Below are 23,845 nucleotides of genomic sequence, written 5' to 3' on the forward strand. Positions count from 1 at the left end.
TACGCCATGACGTGGCTTCCCCGTTCCGCATCTCGTGTTCTGGCCGCGGCGGCGGTGGGCTTCGCAGCCCTCGTCGCCGCCGGCCAGGCCTCGGCCCAGAGCCTGATCCGCGACACCGAGATCGAGGGCATCATCCGCGAATGGGTCGATCCGGTCTTCGTCTCCATGGGGTTGAACCCGACCGACGTCGAAGTTCTCCTGGTCAATGACAACGAGCTGAACGCCTTCGCCACGCGTGGGCGGATCATGGGCGTCAACACCGGCCTGATCCTGCGGACCAAGAACCCCAACGAACTGCTGGGGGTGATGGCGCACGAGGCAGGCCATATCAAGAACCGCCACACCCTGCGCGACGGGGCCCAGAACGCCGCCAAACAGCCGATGTTCATGACCATGGCCCTCGGGGCCCTGGCCATTGCCGCCGGCGCGCCGGACGCGGGCCTCGCCCTGCTGGGCTCCAGCCAGTATTTCGGCACGATCGGCGCGCTTCAGTATATGCAGGGCCAGGAGGGCGAAGCCGACCTGACCGGCGCCCGCGCCCTGGAGGGCGCCGGCGAATCCGGCGCGGGCCTGGTCTCCTTCTTCGAGAATTTCCGCGCCCAGGAAGTCTTCTCCGACGCCCGCCGCTATCCCTATTTCCGCAGCCACCCCCTGTCGTCGCAGCGCATCGAATCCATGCGCCGCTTCGTCCAGGACCAGCCCCATTACGATCATCGCGACAGCCCCGAGCGGATGGCCCAGCACGCCCTGATCCTGGCCAAGATCCACGCCTTCATGGATCCGCCGAACACCACCCTGCGCGCCTATCCCTCGACCAACACGGCCCTGCCCGCCCGCTACGCCCGCGCCATCGCCTGGTATCGCGACGGCCAGACCGACAAGGCCCTGTCGGCGGTGGACGCCCTGATCGCCGAGGATCCGCAGAACCCCTATTTCGCCGAACTGAAGGGCCAGATCTATTTCGAGGAAGGCCGTCCGGTCGAGGCCGTCGCCGCCCACCGCGAGGCCGTGCGGCTCAAGCCCGACGCCCCCCTGCTGCGCATCAACCTGGCCCACGCCCTGATCGGCACGGACGATCCCAAGAACCTGGACGAGGCCATCGACCAGCTGAAACACGCCACCGTCGCCGAGCGGGAGAACACCATGGCCTGGCGCCTGCTGGGCCAGGCCTACGCCGCCCAGGGCAAGGAGGGCGAGGCCCGTCTGGCGACGGCCGAGTATTATTTCGCCGCCGGCCAGGAGCGCGAAGCCACCCAGTTCGCCCTGCGGGCCCGCAGCATGCTGGACCCCAATTCCATCGAATGGCGCCGGGCGGTGGACATCGTCCTTGCGTCAGGAGCCACGCCCGACGATCTGCTGGACCTGGATCGTCGCGACGCCGCGCGCAAGCCGACCACGCTGAACTGACGCCCTGCCCCCCCCTACTGACTGCGAGCCTTCATGACCGACGACGCCCCCGCGCCTGAGCCCCACACCCCGCCGCCCGCCAAAAGCAGCCGCCTCACGGGCGCGGTCGCCGGCTATGTCGCGCTGGGCGTCTCGGTCGTGGCCTTGGGCCTGGCCGCCGCCCCCTATTTCGGCGGCGGTTCGGGCGACGACGTCCGCACCTATCTGCTGACCCACCCCGAGGTGCTGCAGGAGGCCAGCCTGGCGCTTCAGGCCAAGGAGGGCCAGGCCCGCGTCGACGACACCAATACAGCGGCGGCCGCCAATGCCACCCTGCTGGCCCCCGACGCCCGCGACCCCGCGTTCGGCCCGGCCGACGCCAAGGTGACGGTGATCGAGTTCTTCGACTTCCGCTGCCCCGGCTGCAAGGCCGTGGCGCCCCAGTTCCGCGCCCTGATGGCGGCCCACCCTGACGTCCGCTTCGTCTTCAAGGATTGGCCCATCCTGGACCGGGGCGAGGACGTCGCGTCCCAGTACGCCGCCCGCGCCGCGCTGGCCGCGCACCAACAAGGCAAGTATCTGGAAGTCTACGACGCCCTGATGTCCGAGCGCGCCCTGACGCCCGAATCCACCGACCGCATCCTGGCCCAACACGGCGTGGACATGGCGCGCGCCAAACAGACCCTGGTCGCGCCGGAAACCACCCGCCACATCGCCGACATCCACACGGCGGCGGCGGCGCTGAAGCTGCAGGGCACCCCCACCTTCTTCGTCAACGGCAAGGCCGCCGCCAGCATCGACCCCGCCGAGATCGCCCGGATGATCGAGGCCGCCAAGCGCTGATCTGAAGCCGCAAGGCAGTCCACACAGCAAAACGGCCCCCGGATCGCTCCGGGGGTCGTTCTGTTAGGCGACTCTGTCTCTCGGCCTATGCTCGCCTCGCGGAGGCTCGCGACTTGAGGCCGATTTCGATCCTCGATTACTCGATGATCTTGGCGACGACGCCGGCGCCGACGGTGCGGCCGCCTTCACGGATGGCGAAGCGCAGGCCCTGGTCCATGGCGATCGGGGTGATCAGTTCGACGTTCAGCTCGGCGTTGTCGCCGGGCATGATCATTTCGACGCCTTCCTTCAGCTGCACGATGCCGGTCACGTCGGTCGTGCGGAAGTAGAACTGCGGGCGATAGTTGGTGAAGAACGGGGTGTGACGGCCGCCCTCTTCCTTGGTCAGGATGTAGGCTTCAGCCAGGAACTTGGTGTGCGGGGTGATCGAACCCGGCTTGCACAGAACCTGACCGCGCTCGACGTCTTCACGCTTGGTGCCGCGCAGCAGAACGCCGACGTTGTCGCCCGCTTGACCCTGGTCCAGCAGCTTGCGGAACATTTCGACGCCGGTGCAGGTCGTCTTCTGGACCGGGCGGATGCCGACGATCTCGACTTCTTCACCGACCTTGACGATGCCCTTTTCGACGCGGCCCGTGACCACGGTGCCGCGGCCCGAGATCGAGAAGACGTCTTCGACCGGCATCAGGAAGGGCAGGTCGACCGGACGTTCCGGCTGCGGGATGTAGCTGTCGACGGTTTCCATCAGGGCCAGAACGCGCTGTTCGCCGATTTCCGGGTTCACGCCGTCGGTCGCGGCCTTGGCCGAACCCTTGGTGATCGGAATATCGTCGCCCGGGAACTGGTACGAGCTCAGCAGCTCGCGCACTTCCATCTCGACCAGTTCCAGCAGTTCTTCGTCGTCGACCAGGTCGACCTTGTTCATGAAGACCACCAGGGCCGGCACGCCGACCTGACGGGCCAGCAGGATGTGCTCGCGGGTCTGCGGCATCGGGCCGTCAGCGGCCGAAACCACCAGGATCGCGCCGTCCATCTGCGCCGCGCCGGTGATCATGTTCTTCACATAGTCGGCGTGGCCGGGGCAGTCGACGTGGGCGTAGTGACGGTTGGCCGTCTCATATTCCACGTGCGCGGTGTTGATCGTGATGCCGCGCGCCTTTTCTTCCGGCGCAGCGTCGATGTCCGCATAGGCCATCGCCTTGGCGCCGCCGGCCTTGGCCAGCGTCATCGTGATCGCCGCCGTCAGCGTCGTCTTGCCGTGGTCAACGTGGCCGATCGTGCCGATGTTGCAGTGCGGCTTCGTGCGTTCGAACTTTTCCTTGGCCATTTTCTAGCTCCTAGGTCCCCGAACCGGGGTTCCTGCAGTCTGGGGGTTAAGGGCGCCCGGCTTTCGGGCCGGGCGCTTTTAGGTCCGCTTCTCCGAAAGGAAAAGCTTAGGCGTACTTCTTGATCACTTCGTCGGCGACGTGCTGCGGCACCGGCTCGTAGTGGTCGTATTGCATCGTGAACTGGGCGCGGCCCTGCGACATGCCGCGCAGCGTGTTCACATAGCCGAACATGTTGGCCAGGGGCACGAAGGCGTTCACGACGGTGGCGTTGCCGCGCATGTCCTGACCCTGGATCATGCCGCGACGGCCGTTCAGGTCGCCGATGACCGAACCGAGGTATTCCTCGGGGGTCACGACCTCGACCGCCATGATCGGCTCGAGCAGCTTCGGCGCGCCCTTTTCCTTCAGTTCGCGGAAGGCGGCGCGGGCCGCGATTTCGAACGCCAGCACGCTGGAGTCGACGTCGTGGTACTTGCCGTCCGTCAGGGTCGCCTTGAAGTCGATCAGCGGGAAGCCGGCCAGCAGACCCGAATCCTTGATGGAGTTCAGACCCTTTTCGACGCCCGGGATATATTCCTTGGGCACCGCGCCGCCGACGATCGAGTTCTCGAACACGAAGCCCGAACCCGGCTCGCCCGGTTCGAAGGTGATCATGACGCGGGCGAACTGGCCCGTACCGCCGGTCTGCTTCTTGTGGGTGTAGTCGATGTCGACCTTGCGGCCGAGCGATTCACGATAGGCGACCTGCGGCGCGCCGATGGTGGCCTCGACCTTGTAGGTGCGCTTCAGGATGTCGATCTTGATGTCCAGGTGAAGCTCGCCCATGCCCTTCAGGATGGTCTGGCCCGACTCGTGGTCGGTCGAGACGGTGAAGGACGGATCTTCCGAAGCCAGCTTGGCCAGGGCGACGCCCAGCTTCTCCTGGTCGGCCTTGGTCTTGGGCTCGACCGAGATCTCGATGACCGGGGCCGGGAATTCCATCTTCTCGAGGATGACGGGCGACTTCAGCGGATCGCACAGGGTGTCCCCGGTGCGGGTTTCCTTGAGGCCGGCCAGGGCGACGATGTCGCCGGCGAAGGCTTCCTTGACGTCTTCACGGTTGTTCGAGTGCATCTGCAGCATCCGGCCGACGCGCTCTTTCTTGTCGCGGCTGGAGTTCAGCAGGCTCATGCCCGTTTCCATCTTGCCGGAATACAGGCGGCAGAAGGTCAGCGAACCGACGAAGGGGTCGTCCATGATCTTGAACGCCAGAACCGACAGGGGCTCGTCGTCCGAGGCCTTGCGGGTGATCGGCTCTTCCGTCTTGAAGTCGATGCCCGGCGTCGGCGGGATGTCCAGCGGCGACGGCAGATAGTCGACCACGGCGTCCAGCAGGGTCTGCACGCCCTTGTTCTTGAAGGCCGAGCCGCACAGGATCGGATAGAAGGCGCCGGTCAGCACGGCCTTGCGGATGCACTTCTTCAGCACTTCGACCGAAGGCTCGACGCCGTCCAGATAGGCCTGCATGGCTTCGTCGTCGAGTTCGACGGCGTTGTCGATCAGGTACTGGCGGGCTTCATTGGCCTTGTCGACCAGGTCCGCCGGGATCTCGCCGACGGTGAAGTTGGCGCCCAGGGCGTCGTTGTCCCAGACGACCGAGCGCATCTCGACGATGTCGACCAGGCCGGACAGGGTGTTTTCCGAACCGATCGGGAACTGGATCGGCACGGCCTTGGCGCCCAGGCGGTCGCGGATCGACTGGACCGAGGCGTCGAAGTCGGCGCCGATCTTGTCCATCTTGTTGACGAAGACGATGCGCGGCACCGAATATTTGTCGGCCTGGCGCCAGACGGTTTCGGTCTGCGGCTCAACACCGGCGTTGCCGTCCAGCACGGTCACGGCGCCGTCGAGGACGCGCAGCGAACGCTCGACTTCGATGGTGAAGTCCACGTGTCCGGGGGTGTCGATTATGTTCAGGCGCTTGCCCTGCCAGAAGGCGGTCGTCGCGGCCGAAGTGATCGTGATGCCGCGTTCCTGCTCCTGGTCCATCCAGTCCATGGTCGCAGCGCCGTCGTGCACTTCGCCGATCTTGTGGTTCTTGCCGGTGTAATAGAGAATCCGCTCGGTCGTCGTCGTCTTGCCCGCGTCGATGTGGGCCATGATGCCGAAGTTGCGGTAGTCCTCGAGCTTGTGCGTACGAGCCATGAAAACGTGCCTTGAGAAGTAGGTCTAGGACGCGGGTGGCGCCCTCGGGATGATCGTCGATGCAGCGGATAAGCGAGCGCGGGCGATTTAGCTCAAACCGCCCGCGCCGGATAGTCTTAGATAGGAACCGCCCATTACCTTTGAAAGGGAGACGGTTTTAAGACGCTTACCAGCGATAGTGGCTGAAGGCGCGGTTCGCCTCGGCCATCTTGTGGGTGTCTTCGCGCTTTTTGACCGCGGTGCCGCGATTGTTCGAGGCGTCCAGCAGTTCGGCGGCCAGCTTCTCGGTCATGGTGTTTTCACCACGCTTGCGCGCGGCGTTCACCAGCCAGCGGATGGCCAGGGCGCGACGACGGTCCGGACGGACCTCGACCGGCACCTGATAGGTGGCGCCGCCGACGCGACGCGAGCGGACTTCGACCGACGGGGCGACATTGTCCAGGGCGGCGTGGAAGGTGGCGACCGGCTCCTGGTCTTTCTTCTTGTCGGCCAGGATGTCGAAGGCGCCGTACACGATGTTCTCGGCGACGGCCTTCTTACCTTCGTACATGACGTAGTTCATGAACTTGGTGACGATCAGGTCCCCGAACTTGGGATCCGGCAGAACTTCGCGCTTCTGGGCGCGGTGACGACGCGACATGGAGTATTCCTTGCAGTGCCCGGCGCTCGCCGGGAAGATCTCGAAAAGGCCTCCGGGCGCGGGGGCCCGGACGCGAATGGCTTACTTCGGACGCTTGGCGCCGTAGTGCGAACGACGCTGCTTGCGGTCCTTGACGCCCTGCGTGTCGAGCACGCCGCGCAGGATGTGGTAGCGAACGCCGGGCAAGTCCTTCACGCGGCCGCCGCGGATCAGAACAACCGAGTGTTCCTGAAGGTTGTGGCCTTCACCGGGGATGTAGCAAACGGCTTCGTAGCCGTTCTTGGCCAGACGGACCTTGGCGACCTTACGCAGAGCCGAGTTCGGCTTCTTCGGGGTCGTGGTGTAAACGCGGGTGCAGACGCCGCGACGCTGGGGCGAACCCTCCAGAGCCGGCACCTTGTTACGGGTGGGCTTGGGCTTGCGCGGCTTGCGGATCAGCTGGTTGATCGTAGGCATTCGAAACTTATCTCGACTTCTGATGGAGGCGTGTGTCTTTCGACCGAAGCGCCTCTCGCCTTCTTGTGAACGGGGGACCATCCCCTCGCCCGGGTGTCATCGAGACTGATCGCGTGACCCGAACAGTCCCTGGTTCGCTCCGGCGCACCGGAAAACACAAAGGGCCGGAACGCGCGCTTTGGGCGTTCCGGCGGGCACAGCCCGTCCGTTCAATTGTCACGATCTCAGCGACCGGCGAACCGGCCACGCCTCGAAAGTGGGCGGCTTCTACGCGCGATAGGGGGATTGGTCAAGTGCGGCGGCGGCCCCCTGGCGCTGGCCGACAGCCAAGACGCGAACAAACCCAACCTGCGCCCGAAAGCGGCCACGCTTGCAGCCGAGCCTCGTTTTCGGGTGACGGGGGGGGTCAGGATGCGGACCGAGAGCGGCTGGCCGTCGAGAGGGCGAAGGGCGGGGCTGGTAGTTGTCTCCATGGGCCTGAATGCGGGCCTGATCGCGCTTCTGTCCGTCGGCGACACTCGCTCCGGCCATCTTGGCGCCCCGGCCGCCGCGCCCCTGTATCTCTATATCGAGCCGCGCCCGCGCCTGGCCCAGGAGCGCGCGCCCGTCAGGCCCTTCTCGGCTTCCCGCACGGCCTCGCACCGCATCCTGCAGGACGCCGACGGCGTTCCGCGCCCCGACGACAGCCGCATTGAGCCTTCCGCCGTTCCTGCCCCCACCCTAGGCGACGCCATCGATTCGCGTTGGCGGGTCGGCCCCGGTGCGGCGACGCGAGGCCTGCCCCTGTCCTGCGAGGGACCGAACAGACTGTCGGTCGAGGCGCGTCGCTACTGCGAAGATCGAGCGCGACGATTCGCAGGCGCGGCGCGGCCCATCGCCGGCTCGGGCGACGCCGAACGCGACGCTGTCTTCGCCCGGCACGGCGCGCGGAGATTGGCCGCATGGGAGGCGCAGCGCGCTGAACCGCCGCGCGGCGATCCAGCTTGCGAGACGCCCCACCCGGTCGCAGGGTGCGAGGGCGTCAATATCGAAGTCGATCTCTTCTCTTCGCGGGACGGTCTCCTGCCCAATCTGCGAAAGCGTCGTGAATGAGCGTGTCCGCCCTGCCCCGTCCGAATCGACGACGCCCCGACTGGCGCAAGGCGGGTCTGGCGACGGCGGCTGTCGCCATCAACACCGCCCTGATCGCCGCCCTGTCCTTCACGGCCCTGGGGATCGAGGGGGGCGACATCGTCGCCGCCCCGCCGCCGATCTATCTCGACATCGAGCCCCGCCCCCTGCTGCCCGATGAGCGACCGCGCGTCCCGACCGTGACCCGACCGGAAGTCGCCCCCGTCGCCGCCTCTGCCTCGAACGCCTCGCCCGCCCCGTCGGTGCGGACGCCCGAGACGGAGGCCGCGCCCCGGCCCGCGCCTCTGCGTCCCCGTCTCGCCGCCCCGGCGCCGCCCGGCGCGCCGCCGCCGGCCGACGTCTGGCGCGTGGATCCCGCCAATCGGTCCGGGGCCATGGCGCGGTCGCTGCGCCAGGGCCTGCCCGGCTGCGCCTCGCCCGACCTGTTGAACGACGCCGAACGTCGCCATTGCCGTGACGCGTTCGCCCGGCGCGGCGAGAACGCCGCCCCGATCACCGGCTCAGGCAATCCCCAGCGCGACGCCGCCTTCGCCCGCGAGGGCGCTCGCCGTCTGGCGGAATGGGAAGCCAAGCGTCGCCCCCTGTCCGGCGGCGTCGGCGTGGTCGGCCCGGCGGACTGCCCAGGATCCAACTTCGGTACAGGCTGCGCCGGGGCGCAATTGCCCGACGTACCGGGCGTGGACATGCGCCAGGGCGCAGAGACGACGATCAACCGGGGCGAACGCCGCCCTCAGGGCCTTTCGGCTAGCATCGGCGGTCTGCAGATCGGCGGGAAGGACGAATAGAAAAAAGGGCGGCGCCGTCGCCGGCGCCGCCCTCTTCATTTCATCACATCCGAACCCGGAGATCAGCCTTCGCTGCTCTCCAGCTCCAGTTGCAGATCGGCCGGCAGCGGCTCGATCGCGTCTTCGCGGGCTTGCGTCAGCTCTGCATCGCGATCGTTGGCGATCTTCTGCAGGGCCCGCAGATAGGCGCCCGTACCGGCCGGGATCAGGCGGCCGACGATGACGTTTTCCTTCAGGCCTTCCAGCATGTCCTTCTTGCCGTGGACCGAGGCGTCGGTGAGGACGCGGGTGGTCTCCTGGAAGGACGCCGCCGAGATGAAGCTGCGGGTCTGCAGCGACGCCTTGGTGATGCCGAGCAGGACGGGCTGGGTGGTGGCCTGACGGCCGCCGCGCTTCTCGACCTTCAGGTTTTCCAGAACGGCTTCGGCCACTTCGACGGTGTCGCCGCGGATCAGGGTGGTTTCACCCGAATCCAGGACTTCGACCTTCTGCAGCATCTGACGCACGATGACTTCGATGTGCTTGTCGTTGATCGGCACGCCCTGCAGTCGGTAAACTTCCTGCACTTCGTTCACCAGATACTCGGCCAGCGCCTCGACGCCCTGGATGCGCAGCAGATCGTGCGGATCCGGGTTGCCGTCGATGATGTAGTCGCCCTTCTGGATCAGATCGCCGTCGTGGACGGAGATGTGCTTGCCCTTAGGGATCAGGAACTCGACCGGTTCGCCCTGCACGCCGTCGGCGTTGACTTCCGGCGTGATCTTGATGCGACGCTTGTTCTTGTAGTCGCGACCGAATTCGACGCGACCATCCATCTCGGCGATGACCGCGCAGTCCTTGGGACGGCGGGCTTCGAACAGTTCGGCGACGCGCGGCAGACCGCCGGTGATGTCGCGGGTCTTGGCGCCTTCGGTCGGGACGCGGGCGATGATCTCGCCCGGCTTGACCTCGTCGCCGTTTGACACGGACAGAACCGCGCCCACGGGCAGCAGGTAACGGGCGTCAGAGCCCGAGGCCAGCTTGGCGTAGGCGTCGCCCAGGGTGACGCCCATGGCCGGACGCAGGTCCGAACCACGCGGGCTGGCGCGCCAGTCGCTGACGACGCGCTGGGCGATGCCCGTCGCTTCGTCGGTTTCTTCCTTGACCGACAGGCCTTCGACCAGATCCTCGAAGCGGATCAGGCCGCCGACTTCCGTCAGGATCGGCGTGGTGTAGGGGTCCCACTCGGCCAGACGTTGGTTCTTCTTGACCTCGCTGCCTTCCTTGACCCGGATCCGGGCGCCGTAAGGCGCCTTGTGGGTCTCGCGATCCTTGCCGTCCACGACCACGGTCACGATGACGTTGCGGCTCATCGCCACCAGGTCGCCGTGGGCGGCGGTGACGGTCGGGCCGGTGATCTTGGCCACGCCGGCGTTGGTCGCCTCCATGAAGGAGGTTTCCGCCACCTGGGCCGTACCGCCGATGTGGAAGGTCCGCATCGTCAGCTGGGTGCCCGGCTCGCCGATCGACTGGGCGGCGATGACGCCGACCGCTTCGCCGATGTTGACATTGGTGCCGCGCGCCAGGTCACGCCCGTAGCAGTGGGCGCAGATGCCGGCTTCCGCCTCGCAGGTCAGGGCCGAACGGACCTTGACCGACTGAACGCCGGCGGCGTCGACCGCCTCGACCACTTCTTCCACCAGATAGGTGTCGGCGGGGAACAGGACCGTGTCCGTGCCCGGCTCCTTGATGTCCTCGGCCGCATAGCGACCCAGGATGCGGGCGCCCAGCGAGACCAGGACGTCGCCGCCTTCCATGACTGCGCGCAGGGTGATGCCGCGCGTCGAGCCGCAGTCGTCCTCGGTGACGATCGAGTCCTGCGCCACGTCCACCAGACGACGGGTCAGATAACCCGAGTTGGCGGTCTTCAGCGCGGTGTCGGCCAGACCCTTACGGGCGCCGTGGGTGGAGTTGAAGTACTCAAGGACGGTCAGGCCTTCCTTGAAGTTCGAGGTGATCGGCGTCTCGATGATCTCGCCGGAGGGCTTGGCCATCAGGCCGCGCATGCCGCCCAGCTGCTTCATCTGCGCCTGCGAACCCCGGGCGCCGGAGTTGGCCATCATGAAGACCGAGTTGATGTCGGGGTTTTCACCCTCGATCAGCACGCGCGGCTGCGCGATCTCGCCCATCATGGCGTCGGCGATCCGGTCCGTGGCCTTGGCCCAGGCGTCGACGACCTTGTTGTACTTCTCGCCGCGCGTGATCAGGCCGTCGGCGTACTGTTGCTCGTACTCCTCGACCTGGGTGCGGGTTTCGGCGACCAGTTCGGCCTTCTTCGCCGGGATCACGATGTCGTCCTTGCCGAACGAAATGCCGGCCTTGGCGGCTTCGCGGAAGCCCAGGCCCATCATCTGGTCGGCGAAGATGACCGTCGCCTTCTGACCGCAGTGGCGATAGACCACGTCGATCAGATTGCCGATTTCCTTCTTGGTCAGGTTCTTCTCGAGCAGGCGATAGCCGACGTTCGGGTTGCGCGGCAGCAGGGCGCCCAGCTTCATCCGGCCCGGCGTGGTGTCGATGACCTTGGTCACCTCCTTGCCTTCGGCGTCCTGTTCCGTCCAGCGCGCCTTGATGCGGCTGTGCAGGGTCACGACCTTGGCGTCCAGCGCCGCGTCGATCTCGCCCATATTGGCGAACAGCTTGCCTTCACCCGGCTCGCCGTCCTTGACCAGCGACAGGTAGTACAGACCCAGGACGATGTCCTGCGACGGCACGATGATCGGCTTGCCGTTGGCGGGCGACAGGATGTTGTTGGTCGACATCATCAGGACGCGCGCTTCCAGCTGGGCCTCGAGGCTCAGCGGGACGTGCACGGCCATCTGGTCGCCGTCGAAGTCGGCGTTGAACGCCGTACAGACCAGCGGGTGCAGGCGGATGGCCTTGCCCTCGATCAGCTTGGGTTCGAACGCCTGGATGCCCAGACGGTGAAGCGTCGGCGCGCGGTTCAGCAGAACCGGGTGTTCGCGGATGACCTCGTCCAGGATGTCCCAGACGGCGGGCTGTTCGCGCTCGACCATGCGCTTGGACTGTTTGACGGTGCCCGACAGGCCCTTGGCGTCAAGGCGCGCGTAGATGAACGGCTTGAACAGCTCCAGCGCCATCTTCTTGGGCAGGCCGCACTCGTGCAGCTTCAGTTCCGGACCCACGGTGATGACCGAACGGCCCGAATAGTCGACGCGCTTGCCCAGAAGGTTCTGACGGAAGCGGCCCTGCTTTCCCTTCAGCATGTCGGCCAGAGACTTCAGCGGACGCTTGTTGGCGCCCGTGATCACGCGGCCGCGACGGCCGTTGTCGAACAGGGCGTCGACGGATTCCTGCAGCATCCGCTTTTCGTTGCGGATGATGATGTCCGGCGCCCGCAGCTCCATCAGGCGCTTCAGGCGGTTGTTCCGGTTGATGACGCGGCGATACAGGTCGTTCAGGTCGGAGGTCGCGAAACGACCGCCGTCCAGCGGCACCAGCGGACGCAGTTCCGGCGGGATGACCGGCACGATGGTCAGGATCATCCACTCGGGCTTGTTGCCCGATTCCAGGAAGGCCTCGATCAGCTTCAGGCGCTTGGACGCCTTCTTGGCCTTCATTTCCGACGGGCTGTCCGCCAGCTCGCCGCGGTGCTTTTCAGCCTCGGCGTGCAGGTCGATGCCCATCAGCAGGTTGCGGACGGCCTCGGCGCCGATCTCGGCGGTGAAGCCGTCATCGCCGAACTCTTCCTGATAGCGATAGAATTCGTCTTCCGTCAGCAGCTGGTTCTGCTTCAGCGGGGTCAGGCCCGGCTCGGTGACGATATAGTTCTCAAAATACAGGACGCGCTCGACGTCCTTCAGCGCCATGTCCAGCATCAGCGAGATGCGCGACGGCAGCGACTTCAGGAACCAGATGTGGGCGACCGGGGCGGCCAGGTCGATGTGACCCATGCGCTCGCGGCGAACGCGGGCCAGGGTGACTTCGACGCCGCACTTCTCGCAGATGATGCCCTTGTACTTCATGCGCTTGTACTTGCCGCACAGGCATTCGTAGTCCTTGGTCGGGCCAAAGATACGGGCGCAGAACAGGCCGTCACGCTCGGGCTTGAACGTGCGGTAGTTGATGGTTTCCGGCTTCTTGATCTCGCCGAACGACCACGAGCGGATCTTCTCCGGCGAGGCCAGGGCGATCTTGATCTGGTCGAAGGTCGGGGTGACCGGGACCGGGTTGAAGATGTTCAGGACTTCCTGGTTCATCTTGGTTCCTTGCTGCGGCTAGAGCCGCGAAAATTATTCAGAGGGAGAACAGCGCCGTGATTGGTGATTGGTGAGTCGTGACGGGCGTCGGCCCAGTCACGACTCACGCGTCACGCCTCACGAATTCTCCAGCTCCACGTTCAGACCCAGCGAACGCATTTCCTTGATGAGCACGTTGAAGCTCTCGGGAATGCCGGCCTCGAAGCTGTCGTCGCCGCGGACGATGGCCTCGTAGACCTTGGTCCGGCCGGCCACGTCGTCGGACTTCACCGTCAGCATCTCCTGCAGGGTGTAGGCGGCGCCGTAGGCTTCCAGAGCCCAGACCTCCATTTCCCCGAAGCGCTGACCGCCGAACTGCGCCTTACCGCCCAGCGGCTGCTGGGTGACCAGCGAGTACGGGCCGATCGAGCGGGCGTGGATCTTGTCGTCGACCAGGTGGTGCAGCTTCAGCATGTAGATGTAGCCGACCGTGACCGGACGCTTGAACTGCTCGCCGGTCTGGCCGTCGTACAGGATCGACTGGGCCGACTTGTTCAGCCCCGCCTCTTCCAGCAGGCGTTCGATGTCGCCGATGTGCGCACCGTCGAAGACCGGGGTCGCGAAGGGCACGCCCTTGGACAGGTTCTTCGCCAGTTCGATCAGTTCTTCCTCATCCTGCGGCAACGGGGTTTCCGGGCCGTAGATATGGGTCAGACGATCGATCAGCGCCTGCTTCTGACCACCCTGCTGCCAGGCTTCCAACAGACCGGAGATCTGCTTGCCCAGGCCGGCGGCGGCCCAACCCAGGTGGGTTTCGAAGATCTGGCCGATGTTCATGCGCGAAGGCACGCCCAGCGGGTTCAGAACGACGTCAACGTGCGTGCCGTCTTCCAGGTGCGGCATGTCCTCGATCGGCAGGATCTTGGAGATGACGCCCTTGTTGCCGTGACGGCCGGCCATCTTGTCGCCGGGCTGAAGCTTGCGCTTCACGGCCACGAAGACCTTGACCATCTTCATCACGCCGGGGGGCAGTTCGTCGCCGCGTTGCAGCTTCTCGACCTTGTCTTCGAAACGACGGTCCAGTTGCTTACGCGCATCCTCGAACTGGCGCTTCATCGCCTCCAGCTCGCCCATGGCCTTCTCGTCGTCCAGGGCGATCTGCCACCACAGACCACGGCTGACCTCGGCCAGCTTCTCTTCGGTCAGTTCACCGCGGCCGATGCCCTTGGGACCGGAGACGGCGTTCTTGCCCAGGATCAGCGGCTTCAGGCGGCCATAGACGTTGCGCTCCAGGATCTTGAGCTCATCGTCGCGGTCCTTGCCCAGGCGTTCGATCTCGGCGCGTTCGATCGCCATGGCGCGCTCGTCCTTGTCGACGCCGTGACGGTTGAAGACGCGAACGTCAACGATCGTGCCGGCGACGCCGGGCGGCAGGCGCAGGCTGGTGTCACGGACGTCCGAAGCCTTCTCCCCGAAGATGGCGCGCAGCAGCTTCTCTTCAGGGGTCATCGGGCTTTCGCCCTTCGGCGTCACCTTGCCGACCAGAATGTCGCCCGGCTGGACCTCGGCTCCGATGGCCACGATGCCCGCTTCATCGAGGTTGCGCAGGGCTTCCTCGCCGACGTTGGGGATGTCGCGGGTGATTTCCTCCGGGCCCAACTTCGTATCACGCGCCATCACTTCGAATTCCTCGAGGTGGATGGAGGTGAAGACGTCGTCGCGCACGATGCGCTCCGAGATCAGGATGGAGTCTTCGAAGTTGTAGCCGTTCCAGGGCATGAAGGCGACGAGGGCGTTGCGGCCCAGGGCCAGTTCGCCCAGGTCCGTCGAGGGGCCGTCGGCGATGACGTCGCCGGCCTTGACCTGATCGCCCACGCGCACGATCGGGCGCTGGTTGATGCAGGTCGACTGGTTCGAACGCTGGAACTTCGACAGGCGATAGATGTCGACGCCCGAACGGGCGGCGTCCACGTCGCCGGTGGCGCGCACGACGATCCGGGTGCCGTCGATCTGTTCGACGACGCCTTCACGACGGGCGACCACGACGGCGCCGGAGTCCACGGCCACGACCGCTTCCATGCCGGTGCCGACCAGCGGCGCGTCCGACTGCACCAGAGGCACGGCCTGACGTTGCATGTTCGCGCCCATCAGTGCGCGGTTGGCGTCATCGTTTTCCAGGAAGGGGATCAGGGCGGCGGCGACCGAAACGACCTGCTTCGGCGACACGTCCATCATGTCCACGGCGTCGCGGTTCAGCAACTGGGATTCGCCGTTGATCCGGCCGGGGACCAGGTCCTCGACGATGCTGCCGTTCTTCAGTTCGATGTTGGCCTGGGCGATCGTGTATTTCGACTCTTCCATGGCCGAGATGTAGACCACCTCGTTCTGGGCCACGCCGTCCTTCACGCGACGGTACGGGCTCTCGATGAAGCCGTACTTGTTGACGCGCGCGTGGGTGGCCAGCGAGTTGATCAGGCCGATGTTCGGGCCTTCCGGCGTTTCGATCGGGCAGATGCGGCCGTAGTGGGTCGGGTGAACGTCGCGGACTTCGAAGCCCGCGCGCTCGCGCGTCAGACCGCCCGGGCCAAGCGCCGAAAGGCGACGCTTGTGGGTGATTTCCGACAGCGGGTTCGTCTGGTCCATGAACTGCGACAGCTGCGACGAACCGAAGAACTCGCGAACCGCAGCGGCGGCCGGCTTGGCGTTGATCAGGTCGTGCGGCATGACCGTGTCGATATCGACCGAGGACATGCGCTCCTTGATGGCGCGCTCCATCCGCAGCAGGCCGACGCGGTACTGGTTTTCCAGCAGTTCGCCGACCGAACGGACCCGGCGGTTGCCCAGGTTGTCGATGTCGTCGATCTCGCCGCGGCCGTCCTTCAGGCCGACCAGGATCTGCAGCACCTTCAGCACGTCGTCCTTGCGCAGGACGCGGATCTCGTCGGAAACCTCGGGGGTCTCCAGGCGCATGTTCATCTTGACCCGGCCGACGGCCGACAGGTCATAGCGTTCGCTGTCGAAGAACAGCGAGTTGAACATGTTGTCGGCGGCTTCCGGGGTGGGCGGCTCGCCCGGACGCATCACGCGATAGACGTCGAACAGGGCGTCCTCGCGGGTGTCGTTCTTGTCGATACGCAGGGTGTTGCGCATGTAGGCGCCGACCGTGACGTGGTCGATGTCCAGCACCTCGATGGTGGTGAAGCCGTTTTGCTCCAGCACTTCGATGGTCGGGGCGTCCAGCTCGTCGCCGGCCTCGGCGAAGATCTCGCCGGTCTCGAAGTTGACGGCGTCATTGGCCAGATACTTGGTGACCAGGGCGTCGGCGGCCAGCGACAGCGAGGTCGTGGTGTCGCCCAGCTTCTTGGCGGCGCGGGCGCTGATCTTCTGGCCGGCCTGGGCGATCACTTCGCCGGTGTCGGCGTCGACCAGGTCGAACTCCGGCTTCACACCGCGCCAACGCTCGGCCTTGTACGGCGTGACCCAGCCCTCGCCGCGCTTCTCGTAGGGCACGGTCTCGTAGAAGGTCTTCAGGATTTCTTCGCCGTCCATGCCCAGACCCATCAGGAAGGTCGTGGCCGGCAGCTTGCGGCGGCGGTCGATGCGGACGTAGACCACGTCCTTGGCGTCGAACTCGAAGTCGAGCCACGAACCGCGGTACGGGATCACGCGGGCGGCGAACAGCAGCTTGCCCGAGCTGTGCGTCTTGCCCTTGTCGTGGTCGAAGAAGACGCCCGGCGAACGGTGCATCTGCGAGACGATCACGCGCTCGGTGCCGTTGACGATGAAGGTGCCCTTGTCCGTCATGAGCGGGATGTCGCCCATGTAGACGTCCTGCTCCTTGATGTCCTTGACCGAACGGGCTCCCGTTTCCTCGTCGGTTTCGAACACGATCAGGCGCAGCTTGACCTTCAGCGGCGCGGCATAGGTCATGTCGCGCTGGATGCATTCTTCAACGTCGTACTTCGGATCCTCGAACTCGTACGAGACGTATTCCAGGATGGCGCGTTCGTTGAAGTCCTTGATCGGGAACACCGACTTGAAGACCGCCTCGATGCCCTGCTCCTTGCGCTGGCCCGGACGGACCTCGCGTTGCAGGAACTGTTCGTAGGAAGCGCGCTGGACCTCGATCAGGTTCGGCATCGCGACCGCTTCGGGGATGCGCCCGAAGGATTTGCGGATGCGCTTCTTGCCGGTGAACGAAGTGGCGGAAGCGATCTGACCGTTGATGGCGAGATCGTGGGCGACGTCAGTCATTCAGTGTTTCCCATGGCGCGCAATCCGGGGAAATCGCGCGTGAAATGCAGCAGCCACGGCGCGCGTTTTAAGCGTCCGCAGCCAGGTTTTCGGCGTCCACCCTCGGCCCGCTGCCGGGCCAGGACGCCTGAAATGTACCGGCTCCCTGGGGAAGGAGCCGCGCCTTCGCTCCGGTCGGAGGGCGACGGACCGGGCCTCGGCGCTTGCGCGCAGACTCTTTAGGAGTGTTGCGGAACGCGGACATATACTCGCTTCCACGGCGAAATAAAGACCTGGGTCGCAGTTTTTCGGGAACCAGACGACGGCATGGAGAAACCGGCGCCTACGCACCCGATTGACAACCCCGGCGACCTCCGCATGATCGTTCCAGGGGAGCGCGAAACATGCACCTACGCCTTACGATCCTGGCCGCCGCCGTTCTGCTGTCCGGCTGTCTGTCGATGAACGTCCCGGAGGACGCCTTCTTCTATCCCGACACCCGGCTGGCCGCCGAGAAGATCACCCTGCCCGCCGACATCCCCATGGGTTTTGAGGCCGACGTCCTCAGCCTTCCCTATTCGGGCGGAACCGTGGGCGTCACCCGCGTTCGGACCGGTCGCGCCGACGCGCCCCTGATCCTGTTCTGCGGCGGCAATCTCTTCCGGCGCAGCGCCGGCGCGGGCAGGACCGCCGCCAAGCTGGCGCCGTTCGGCGACGCCCTGATGTTCGACTATCCCGGCTATGGCGGCACGGCGGGCCAGGCGGACTACGCGAGCTTTATGGCCGCCGGCACGGCCGTCGCCGACGCCGCCCGCGCCCAGGCCGACGCCGAGGGCCGCAAGCTGATCGCCTGGGGCCATTCCCTGGGCGGCCCCGTCTGCGCCCAGGCCGCTCAATATATGCACGCCGACGCCCTGGTGCTGGAGACGACGACCCCCAGCACCCGCGCCGCCGTGGACACCATGGTCGGCTGGGCGCGCCCCTTCGTACGGATCCACATCGCCCCCAATCTGAACGGCATCGACATCCCGGCCGCGCTTCAGGGCTACTCCGGCAAGGTGGTGGTGCTGGAGGCGGGCCGCGACGACACCCTGCCGGCGTCGCTCAGTCGCCGCCTGGCCCGAGAACTTGAGGCCGAAGGCGTCAAGGTCGAGCACCTCAGCTTCCCTCAGGCCGGCCACAACGACGTCGGCGAACAGCCCGACTTCCAGACCAGGGTCGCGGCGGCGCTAGGCCTGTGAACCCTCTCCCGCCGGGAGAGGGCTTGAGCGCACGAGAGCGTCAGCGATCGTCCTTAGCGCGAAAGGGTGAGGGGCAAGATGGTGCGAGTTGGCCCACCGGCGCTCCCTCATCCGGCCCTTCGGGCCACCTTCTCCCAACGGGAGAAGGGAAAATCCCTCTGCCGCACAGCGTGACACCCTGCTAGCGTCGCCTTATGACTCGCATCGCCCTCCCCCTGCTCGCCGCTCTCTCGCTCGCCGCCTGCGCCTCGCGCGGCCAGCCCGTCACCTACGCCGAGACCGCCTCGGCCGCCGCCCGCGCCGCCGCCGAGGTGGAGGGTCAGGCCTCTCTGACGCCGCAACAGGCCTGGGACGCGGGCAACACCGCCTATCTGGCCTGGAACGGCGCCCGGCGCGGCTGGACCACGACCGAAAGCGGCCTGCAGTACCGTCGCGTCGGCAAGGCTCATCCCGAGGGCGCCCAGCCGTCGGCCACCGACACGGTCAAGGTCCACTATCGCGGCACCTTCATCGACGGACGCGAGTTCGACAGCTCCTACGCCCGCAACGCGCCGGCCGAGTTCCCGCTGAACCGCGTCATCAAGGGCTGGACCGAGGGCGTCGCCCTGATGCGCGTGGGCGAGATCTATGAGTTCGTCATCCCCGCCTCGCTCGGCTACGGCGGCCGCTGGGTCGGCGGCGACGAACTGCCGCCCAACTCGACCCTGCGCTTCTCGGTCGAACTTCTGGACGTGAAGCCGGCGGCCTGATCGGACAATCCCCTCATGGCTCCGCTTCGTTCCGACACCCTCGCCTCGGCCCTGTCGCGCATCTTCGAGGGGCCGATGATCGATCGGGCCAGTTGGTTCGCCCTGACCGGGGGCGAGCGGCTGTTCACGGCGGGGGATCCGTCAGACACCCTGTATCTGGTCCGTTCGGGCCGTCTGGGCGTCTTCCACAGCGAACCGGATCAGCCCGTCCATCTGCTCGGCGTCGTGCGTCCCGGCGATCCGGTCGGTGAAATGGCCATGCTGGCGGGGACGCCGCACACCGCCGACGTCGTGGCCCTGCGCGACACCGAAATCCTGGCCCTGCCGCGCGAAGCCTTCTTCGAGGCCGCCCGGACCGAGCCGGACCTGATGGTCGAACTGTCGCGGCTGATGATCCACCGCGCCCGCGAGCGGGCGGGCGGCGCGGCCGAACCCAGCGTCTTCGGCTTCGTCTCGGCCCGCCCTCGTCCGATCCGCGCCTTCGTCGAACGGATCGCCGCCGCGATCCAGGCCATGGGCTTCACCTGCCGGGTCATCGACCAGTCGGCCCTGACCTCGGCCGCCGAATGGTTCAGCCGGGTCGAGGACGGCCACGACTATGTCCTCTATGTCGCCGAACAGGGCCAGCCGGCCTGGGCCGAACTGTGCGCCCGCCAGGTGGACCGGCTGTTCATCGTCGGCAGCGGCCTCCTGGCGCCGCCCGCCGACCTGCCCCGCCGGATGGGCTTCGGCGACGGCCGGCGTCTTACCGACCTGATCCTGCTGCGCGATCCACGCATGAACCAGCCGGCCAACACCCGGGTCTGGCTGAACGTGCTCCAGCCCGACCGCTGGTTCCACTGCGTCTCGGGCGTGGCGGCCGACACCGAGCGGATGGCCCGCGTCATCACCGGCACGGCCGTGGGTCTGGTTCTTTCAGGGGGCGGCGCACGGGCCTATTGCCACATGGGGGCGATCAAGGCGCTGGAAGAGGCCAGGGTGCCCATCGACTTCGTGGGCGGCGCCTCCATGGGGGCGGTCGTGGCCGCCGGCCCCGCCCTGGGCTGGTCGTTCGAACGGCTGGACTACGAGATCCGCCGCGCCTTCGTCGAGTCCGATCCCCTGTCCGACCTGGCCTTTCCCATCATCGCCATGTCCCGCGCCCGCAAGGTGGCGGGCCTGCTGGAGCGGGCCTATGGCGACATAGATCTGGCCGATCTGGCCCTGCCCTTCTTCGCCGTTTCGTCCAACCTGACCTCGGGTCGCATCGAGGTCCATCGCACCGGCCTGATGCGCCGGGCCATGCGCGCCTCCATCGCCATTCCCGGCGTCCTGCCGCCCGTGGTCATGGACGGCCAGGTGCTGGTCGACGGGGCGGTGCTGAAGAACTTCCCCACCAGCGTGATGCGCCAGCTGAACAGCGGCCCCATCATCGGCGTGGACATGTCCCAGACCCGCGGCGTCGATCCGGCCGCGCTGGAAAATCCGCCCTCCTGGTGGAAATGGGTGCTGTCGGGCGCCTGGAAGGCCGGGCCGCCCATCGTCTCCATCCTGATGCGCTCGGCGACCATCACCACCGACGCGGAGATGGACCAGTCGCGCGCCGCCGCCGACGTCCTGATCCTGCCCAAGATCGGAGGAACCGACATCCGCGACTGGAAAGCCTATGACGAACCGGTCGCTGCGGGATACGAGGCGACCAAGGCGGCGCTGGCGGACCTGCCCTGTCCGGTGGGGCGCATCCGCAATCGCCCCGGCTCAGGGGCTATAGCAGCAGGGCCAGAACCGACAGGAGCGTAGCTGTCGCCACGGCGTTCAAGGCCATGCCCAGGCTGGCGAACGCGCCCGCCGTCGCATCGACCTGAAACGCGCGCGCCGCGCCAAATCCGTGGGCAGACACCCCGATCGCCAGACCGCGTGCGCGGAAATCCCGGATTTTCAGAGCATTGAACAAGGGGGTCGCGGTCATGGCTCCGATCACCCCGGCGATCAGCACAATGACCGCCGCCAAGGCCGGAACCCCGCCCAGTTGCTGGGCGACGGCCATCGCCACCGGGGTCGTCGTCGCCCGCGGCGCGATCGACGCCAGGATTTCACGCGGCGCGCCGAACAAGGTCAGAACACCCACCGCGCTGACCACCGCCGTCGTCGCCCCCGCCGCCAGCGCCAGGCTGATCGGAACAGCCAGTCGCCGGATCAGCGCCCGCTGCGCCCAAACCGGAACCGCCAGGCCCACGACCGCCGGTCCCAGCAGGAAGCTCAGCGCCTCAGTCGCGCTCCTGTAGGTGGCGTAGCCGGTGCGGGTGATCAGCAACAGACCGATCAGAACCGGCGTCGCCAGTAGAACCGGATGGCAGAGCGGATGCCTTTCGCTGCGACGCGACAACTGGTCGGCGCCCTCGAACACCACCAGCGTAACCGCCAGCCAGAACAGCGGCGTCGTCATCAAGGCGTTCACGACATCGCCTCCCCGCCCTCTTTGTCCCCTGCGTCTCCAGGCCCAAACCGCGTGACCGCCCACCGGAACACCAGCGCGGTCACCACCATCGTCAGAAGCGTCGAAACCGCAGTGGCCGCCAGAATACCGATCCCGTAGCGGGACAAGGGCTCGCCCTCGTCAATCAGTCCGACCGCCGCTGGCACGAACATGATCGACAGGTGCGCCGTCAGCCACGCCGTCACCGCCTTCAGAGTGGGCCGCTCGCGCGGGACCAGCGCCAGCCAGCCCAGCAGTAGAACCAGACCGATAACGGACCCCGGAAGCGGCAGACCCGTCACCCTGTGGATCACCTCGCCCATCAACTGGCAGGTCATCAGAAGGGCTATGGCGGCGAGCATGGTCACAGCGGCGCGCAGGCCTGCTCCAGCCAGGCCCGCACCTCGCCCTCGACCAGAGGCCCGACCTTGGCCAGGGTCTCGGCGTGATAGGCGTCGACATAGGCCCGTTCGGCCGGTGTCAGCAGATCCACCGCGATCAGCTTGCGATCGATCGGCGCGAAGGTCAGCTGTTCGAACCCGTGCATCGGCCGCTCGCCGCCCTCGGGAACCACGGCCGGCGTCACCACCTGCAGGGTCTCGATGCGGATGCCCCAATGGCCTTCGCGGTAATAGCCGGGCTCGTTGGACAGGATCATCCCCTCCAGCAGCGGCTGGCTGGTGCCCCATTTGGCGATCCGCTGCGGCCCCTCGTGGACGCCCAGATAGGAGCCGACGCCGTGGCCGGTGCCGTGATCATAATCCAGCCCCGCCGCCCACATCGGCGCCCGGGCGATGGCGTCCAGCGCCATGCCGCTGGTCCCGGCCGGGAAGCGGATCGTCGCCATGGCGATATGGGATTTCAGCACCAGGGTGAACTTGTGACGCTGGTCCGCCGTCGGCTCGCCCACCGCCATGGTGCGGGTCACATCGGTCGTCCCGTCCAGATACTGGCCGCCGCCGTCCACCAGCAGCAGGGAGCCCTGCTCGATCCGGCGGATCGTGGCGCCCACCGGCTTGTAATGCGGCAGGGCGCCGTTCGGCCCGGCCCCGGCGATGGTGTCGAAGCTCAGGTCCTTCAGCGCCCCGGTCGCCTCGCGGAACCGCTCCAGCGTCTCCACCACCTCGCGCTCGTCCGGCAGGGTCTGCTGCGCCGTCGTATCGACCCAGTGCAGGAAGTTGGCCAGGGCCGCGCCGTCGCGGATATGGGCGCGTCGACTGCCCTCGATCTCGACCGCATTCTTGGTCGCGCGAGGCAGGGCGCAGGGGTCCGCCGCCCGCACCACCGTCGCTCCCGCCTGCTCCAGCCGGTCGAAATACCAGGCGGACGACAGGGCCGGATCGATCATCACCTTCTTGCCCGCCAGACCGTCCAGCGCTTCGGCCAGCCGTTCCGGCGCCTCCAGCTGGACGTCGTCGCCCAGCCAGGCCGGCAGCTCGTTCGTCACCTTGGCCCCGTCCAGGAACAGCCGCGCCTTGCCGTCGGCCTCCAGCACGGCCTGACCGATCGGCAGGGGCGAACGGATCACGTCGCCGCCGCGCACATTGAACAGCCAGGCGATGGACATGGGCGCGGTCAGAACCACGGCGTCGGCGCCGGCGTCCGCAACGGCTTGACCGATCCGCGCCCGCTTCGCCGCATGGGCCTCGCCGGAATAGACGTCCTCGTGCGGCGTGACAGGGGCGGTCGGCTGGGCCGGGCGCTCCGCGCCCCAGGCCTGGTCCAGCGGATTGACCTCGACCGGCTTCAGCTCGGCGCCCGCCTTCTGCGCCGCCCGCTTCAGGGCGACCAGGGCGTCCGGGCTGTGCAGCTTCGGATCATAGCCGATCACCTGACCCGCAATCGCCGTCTCCAGATAGGCGGCGACCTCGTTCAGGTCGCGCCGTTCGAACAGAGCCGGATCGGTCTGGGCCTTGACCTGAACCGTATAGCGGCCGTCGGTGAACATGCTGGCCCGGTCCTGGAACACCACCGCCGCCCCGGCCGAGCCGGTGAAGCCGGTCGCCCAGGCCAGCCGCTCGTTGGCGTCGGGCAGATATTCGTTCTGGTGCTCGTCCTCGTGCGGGATCAGGAAGCCGTCCAGGCCCTGCTCCGCCATTCGGGCGCGCAGCAGCGGCAGGTGCTTCGCCCCGAAGGACGGATCGGTGGTCTCATCGAAGGTCTGGCGCATCGTCTC

The 23,845-nt window shown here is 66.8% G+C and carries 16 protein-coding genes; 7 read left to right on the forward strand and 9 right to left on the reverse strand.

All coding sequences use genetic code 11. The annotated features are described in order from the left end of the window. Positions 1-6 precede the first annotated feature (6 nt). Both AC07NC_RS14545 and AC07NC_RS14550 read left to right on the forward strand, forming a co-directional pair. Entirely contained in the window at positions 7-1,407 is a 1,401-nt protein-coding gene (locus tag AC07NC_RS14545) for a M48 family metalloprotease (RefSeq protein ID WP_035311293.1), read from the forward strand. A gap of 33 nt (positions 1,408-1,440) precedes the next feature. Then, positions 1,441-2,229, forward strand: a complete 789-nt coding sequence (locus AC07NC_RS14550; RefSeq protein ID WP_447941465.1) for a DsbA family protein — start codon at positions 1,441-1,443, stop codon at positions 2,227-2,229. 136 nt (positions 2,230-2,365) lie between these two features. On the opposite strand, the gene tuf is transcribed toward AC07NC_RS14550, so the two are convergent. From tuf to rpsL, 4 genes are all read right to left on the reverse strand, one after another. Further along, positions 2,366-3,556: an elongation factor Tu gene (tuf, locus tag AC07NC_RS14555; RefSeq protein ID WP_040349698.1), complete on the reverse strand. Its 1,191-nt coding sequence runs from the start codon at positions 3,554-3,556 to the stop codon at positions 2,366-2,368. Positions 3,557-3,662: 106 nt separating this feature from the next. Further along, positions 3,663-5,741, reverse strand: a complete 2,079-nt coding sequence (fusA, locus tag AC07NC_RS14560; protein ID WP_008258868.1) for an elongation factor G — start codon at positions 5,739-5,741, stop codon at positions 3,663-3,665. 166 nt (positions 5,742-5,907) lie between these two features. Further along, the gene (gene rpsG, locus AC07NC_RS14565; protein ID WP_008260172.1) at positions 5,908-6,381 is read right to left on the reverse strand and encodes a 30S ribosomal protein S7; all 474 of its coding nucleotides are present in this window, start codon (positions 6,379-6,381) and stop codon (positions 5,908-5,910) included. 81 nt (positions 6,382-6,462) lie between these two features. Further along, positions 6,463-6,837 carry a 30S ribosomal protein S12 gene (rpsL, locus tag AC07NC_RS14570; protein ID WP_008260482.1) on the reverse strand — a complete coding sequence of 125 codons (375 nt, stop codon included), beginning with the start codon at positions 6,835-6,837 and terminating at the stop codon, positions 6,463-6,465. 471 nt (positions 6,838-7,308) lie between these two features. Here rpsL and AC07NC_RS14575 point away from each other — a divergent pair, with 471 nt between their 5' ends. Continuing rightward, complete coding sequence (locus tag AC07NC_RS14575; RefSeq protein WP_008263485.1) at positions 7,309-7,929, forward strand: hypothetical protein; 621 nt, start codon at positions 7,309-7,311, stop codon at positions 7,927-7,929. Continuing rightward, the gene (locus AC07NC_RS14580; protein ID WP_008263034.1) at positions 7,926-8,753 is read left to right on the forward strand and encodes a hypothetical protein; all 828 of its coding nucleotides are present in this window, start codon (positions 7,926-7,928) and stop codon (positions 8,751-8,753) included. The genes AC07NC_RS14575 and AC07NC_RS14580 overlap by 4 nt, the downstream gene beginning before the upstream one ends. A gap of 62 nt (positions 8,754-8,815) precedes the next feature. Here the strand turns inward: AC07NC_RS14580 and rpoC are convergent, their stop codons facing one another. Together rpoC and rpoB are read right to left on the reverse strand one after the other, a co-directional pair. Continuing rightward, positions 8,816-13,012 (reverse strand): DNA-directed RNA polymerase subunit beta', encoded by a 4,197-nt coding sequence (gene rpoC, locus AC07NC_RS14585; RefSeq protein WP_008263311.1) that lies wholly within the window; start codon positions 13,010-13,012, stop codon positions 8,816-8,818. A 117-nt stretch (positions 13,013-13,129) separates the two neighbouring features. Further along, positions 13,130-17,245 (reverse strand): DNA-directed RNA polymerase subunit beta, encoded by a 4,116-nt coding sequence (gene rpoB, locus AC07NC_RS14590; protein ID WP_008260904.1) that lies wholly within the window; start codon positions 17,243-17,245, stop codon positions 13,130-13,132. Positions 17,246-17,628: 383 nt separating this feature from the next. Here rpoB and AC07NC_RS14595 point away from each other — a divergent pair, with 383 nt between their 5' ends. The 3 genes from AC07NC_RS14595 to AC07NC_RS14605 all read left to right on the forward strand — a co-directional run bounded on the left by AC07NC_RS14595 (position 17,629) and on the right by AC07NC_RS14605 (position 20,993). Next, positions 17,629-18,465 (forward strand): alpha/beta hydrolase, encoded by an 837-nt coding sequence (locus tag AC07NC_RS14595; protein WP_008261104.1) that lies wholly within the window; start codon positions 17,629-17,631, stop codon positions 18,463-18,465. Between the two features lie 194 nt (positions 18,466-18,659). After that, positions 18,660-19,214, forward strand: coding sequence for an FKBP-type peptidyl-prolyl cis-trans isomerase (locus AC07NC_RS14600; protein WP_008259539.1), 555 nt, complete (start codon positions 18,660-18,662; stop codon positions 19,212-19,214). Between the two features lie 15 nt (positions 19,215-19,229). Continuing rightward, the gene (locus tag AC07NC_RS14605) at positions 19,230-20,993 is read left to right on the forward strand and encodes a patatin-like phospholipase family protein (RefSeq protein WP_154725792.1); all 1,764 of its coding nucleotides are present in this window, start codon (positions 19,230-19,232) and stop codon (positions 20,991-20,993) included. Here AC07NC_RS14605 and AC07NC_RS14610 read toward each other — a convergent pair. From AC07NC_RS14610 to AC07NC_RS14620, 3 genes are read right to left on the reverse strand one after another with little or no spacing between them, the layout of a single operon-like run. Continuing rightward, a complete protein-coding gene (locus AC07NC_RS14610; RefSeq protein WP_008258778.1) occupies positions 20,959-21,651 on the reverse strand; it encodes an LrgB family protein in 693 nt (230 codons plus the stop codon). The two genes, AC07NC_RS14605 and AC07NC_RS14610, sit on opposite strands and share 35 nt — an antisense overlap. Next, complete coding sequence (locus AC07NC_RS14615) at positions 21,648-22,031, reverse strand: CidA/LrgA family protein (protein WP_035310803.1); 384 nt, start codon at positions 22,029-22,031, stop codon at positions 21,648-21,650. Before AC07NC_RS14615 ends, AC07NC_RS14610 begins: the two co-directional genes overlap by 4 nt. 2 nt (positions 22,032-22,033) lie before the next feature. Then, positions 22,034-23,839, reverse strand: coding sequence for an aminopeptidase P family protein (locus AC07NC_RS14620; protein ID WP_494569961.1), 1,806 nt, complete (start codon positions 23,837-23,839; stop codon positions 22,034-22,036). Positions 23,840-23,845: the final 6 nt, after the last annotated feature.

Source organism: Brevundimonas sp. GW821-FHT10A07 (assembly GCF_059415785.1).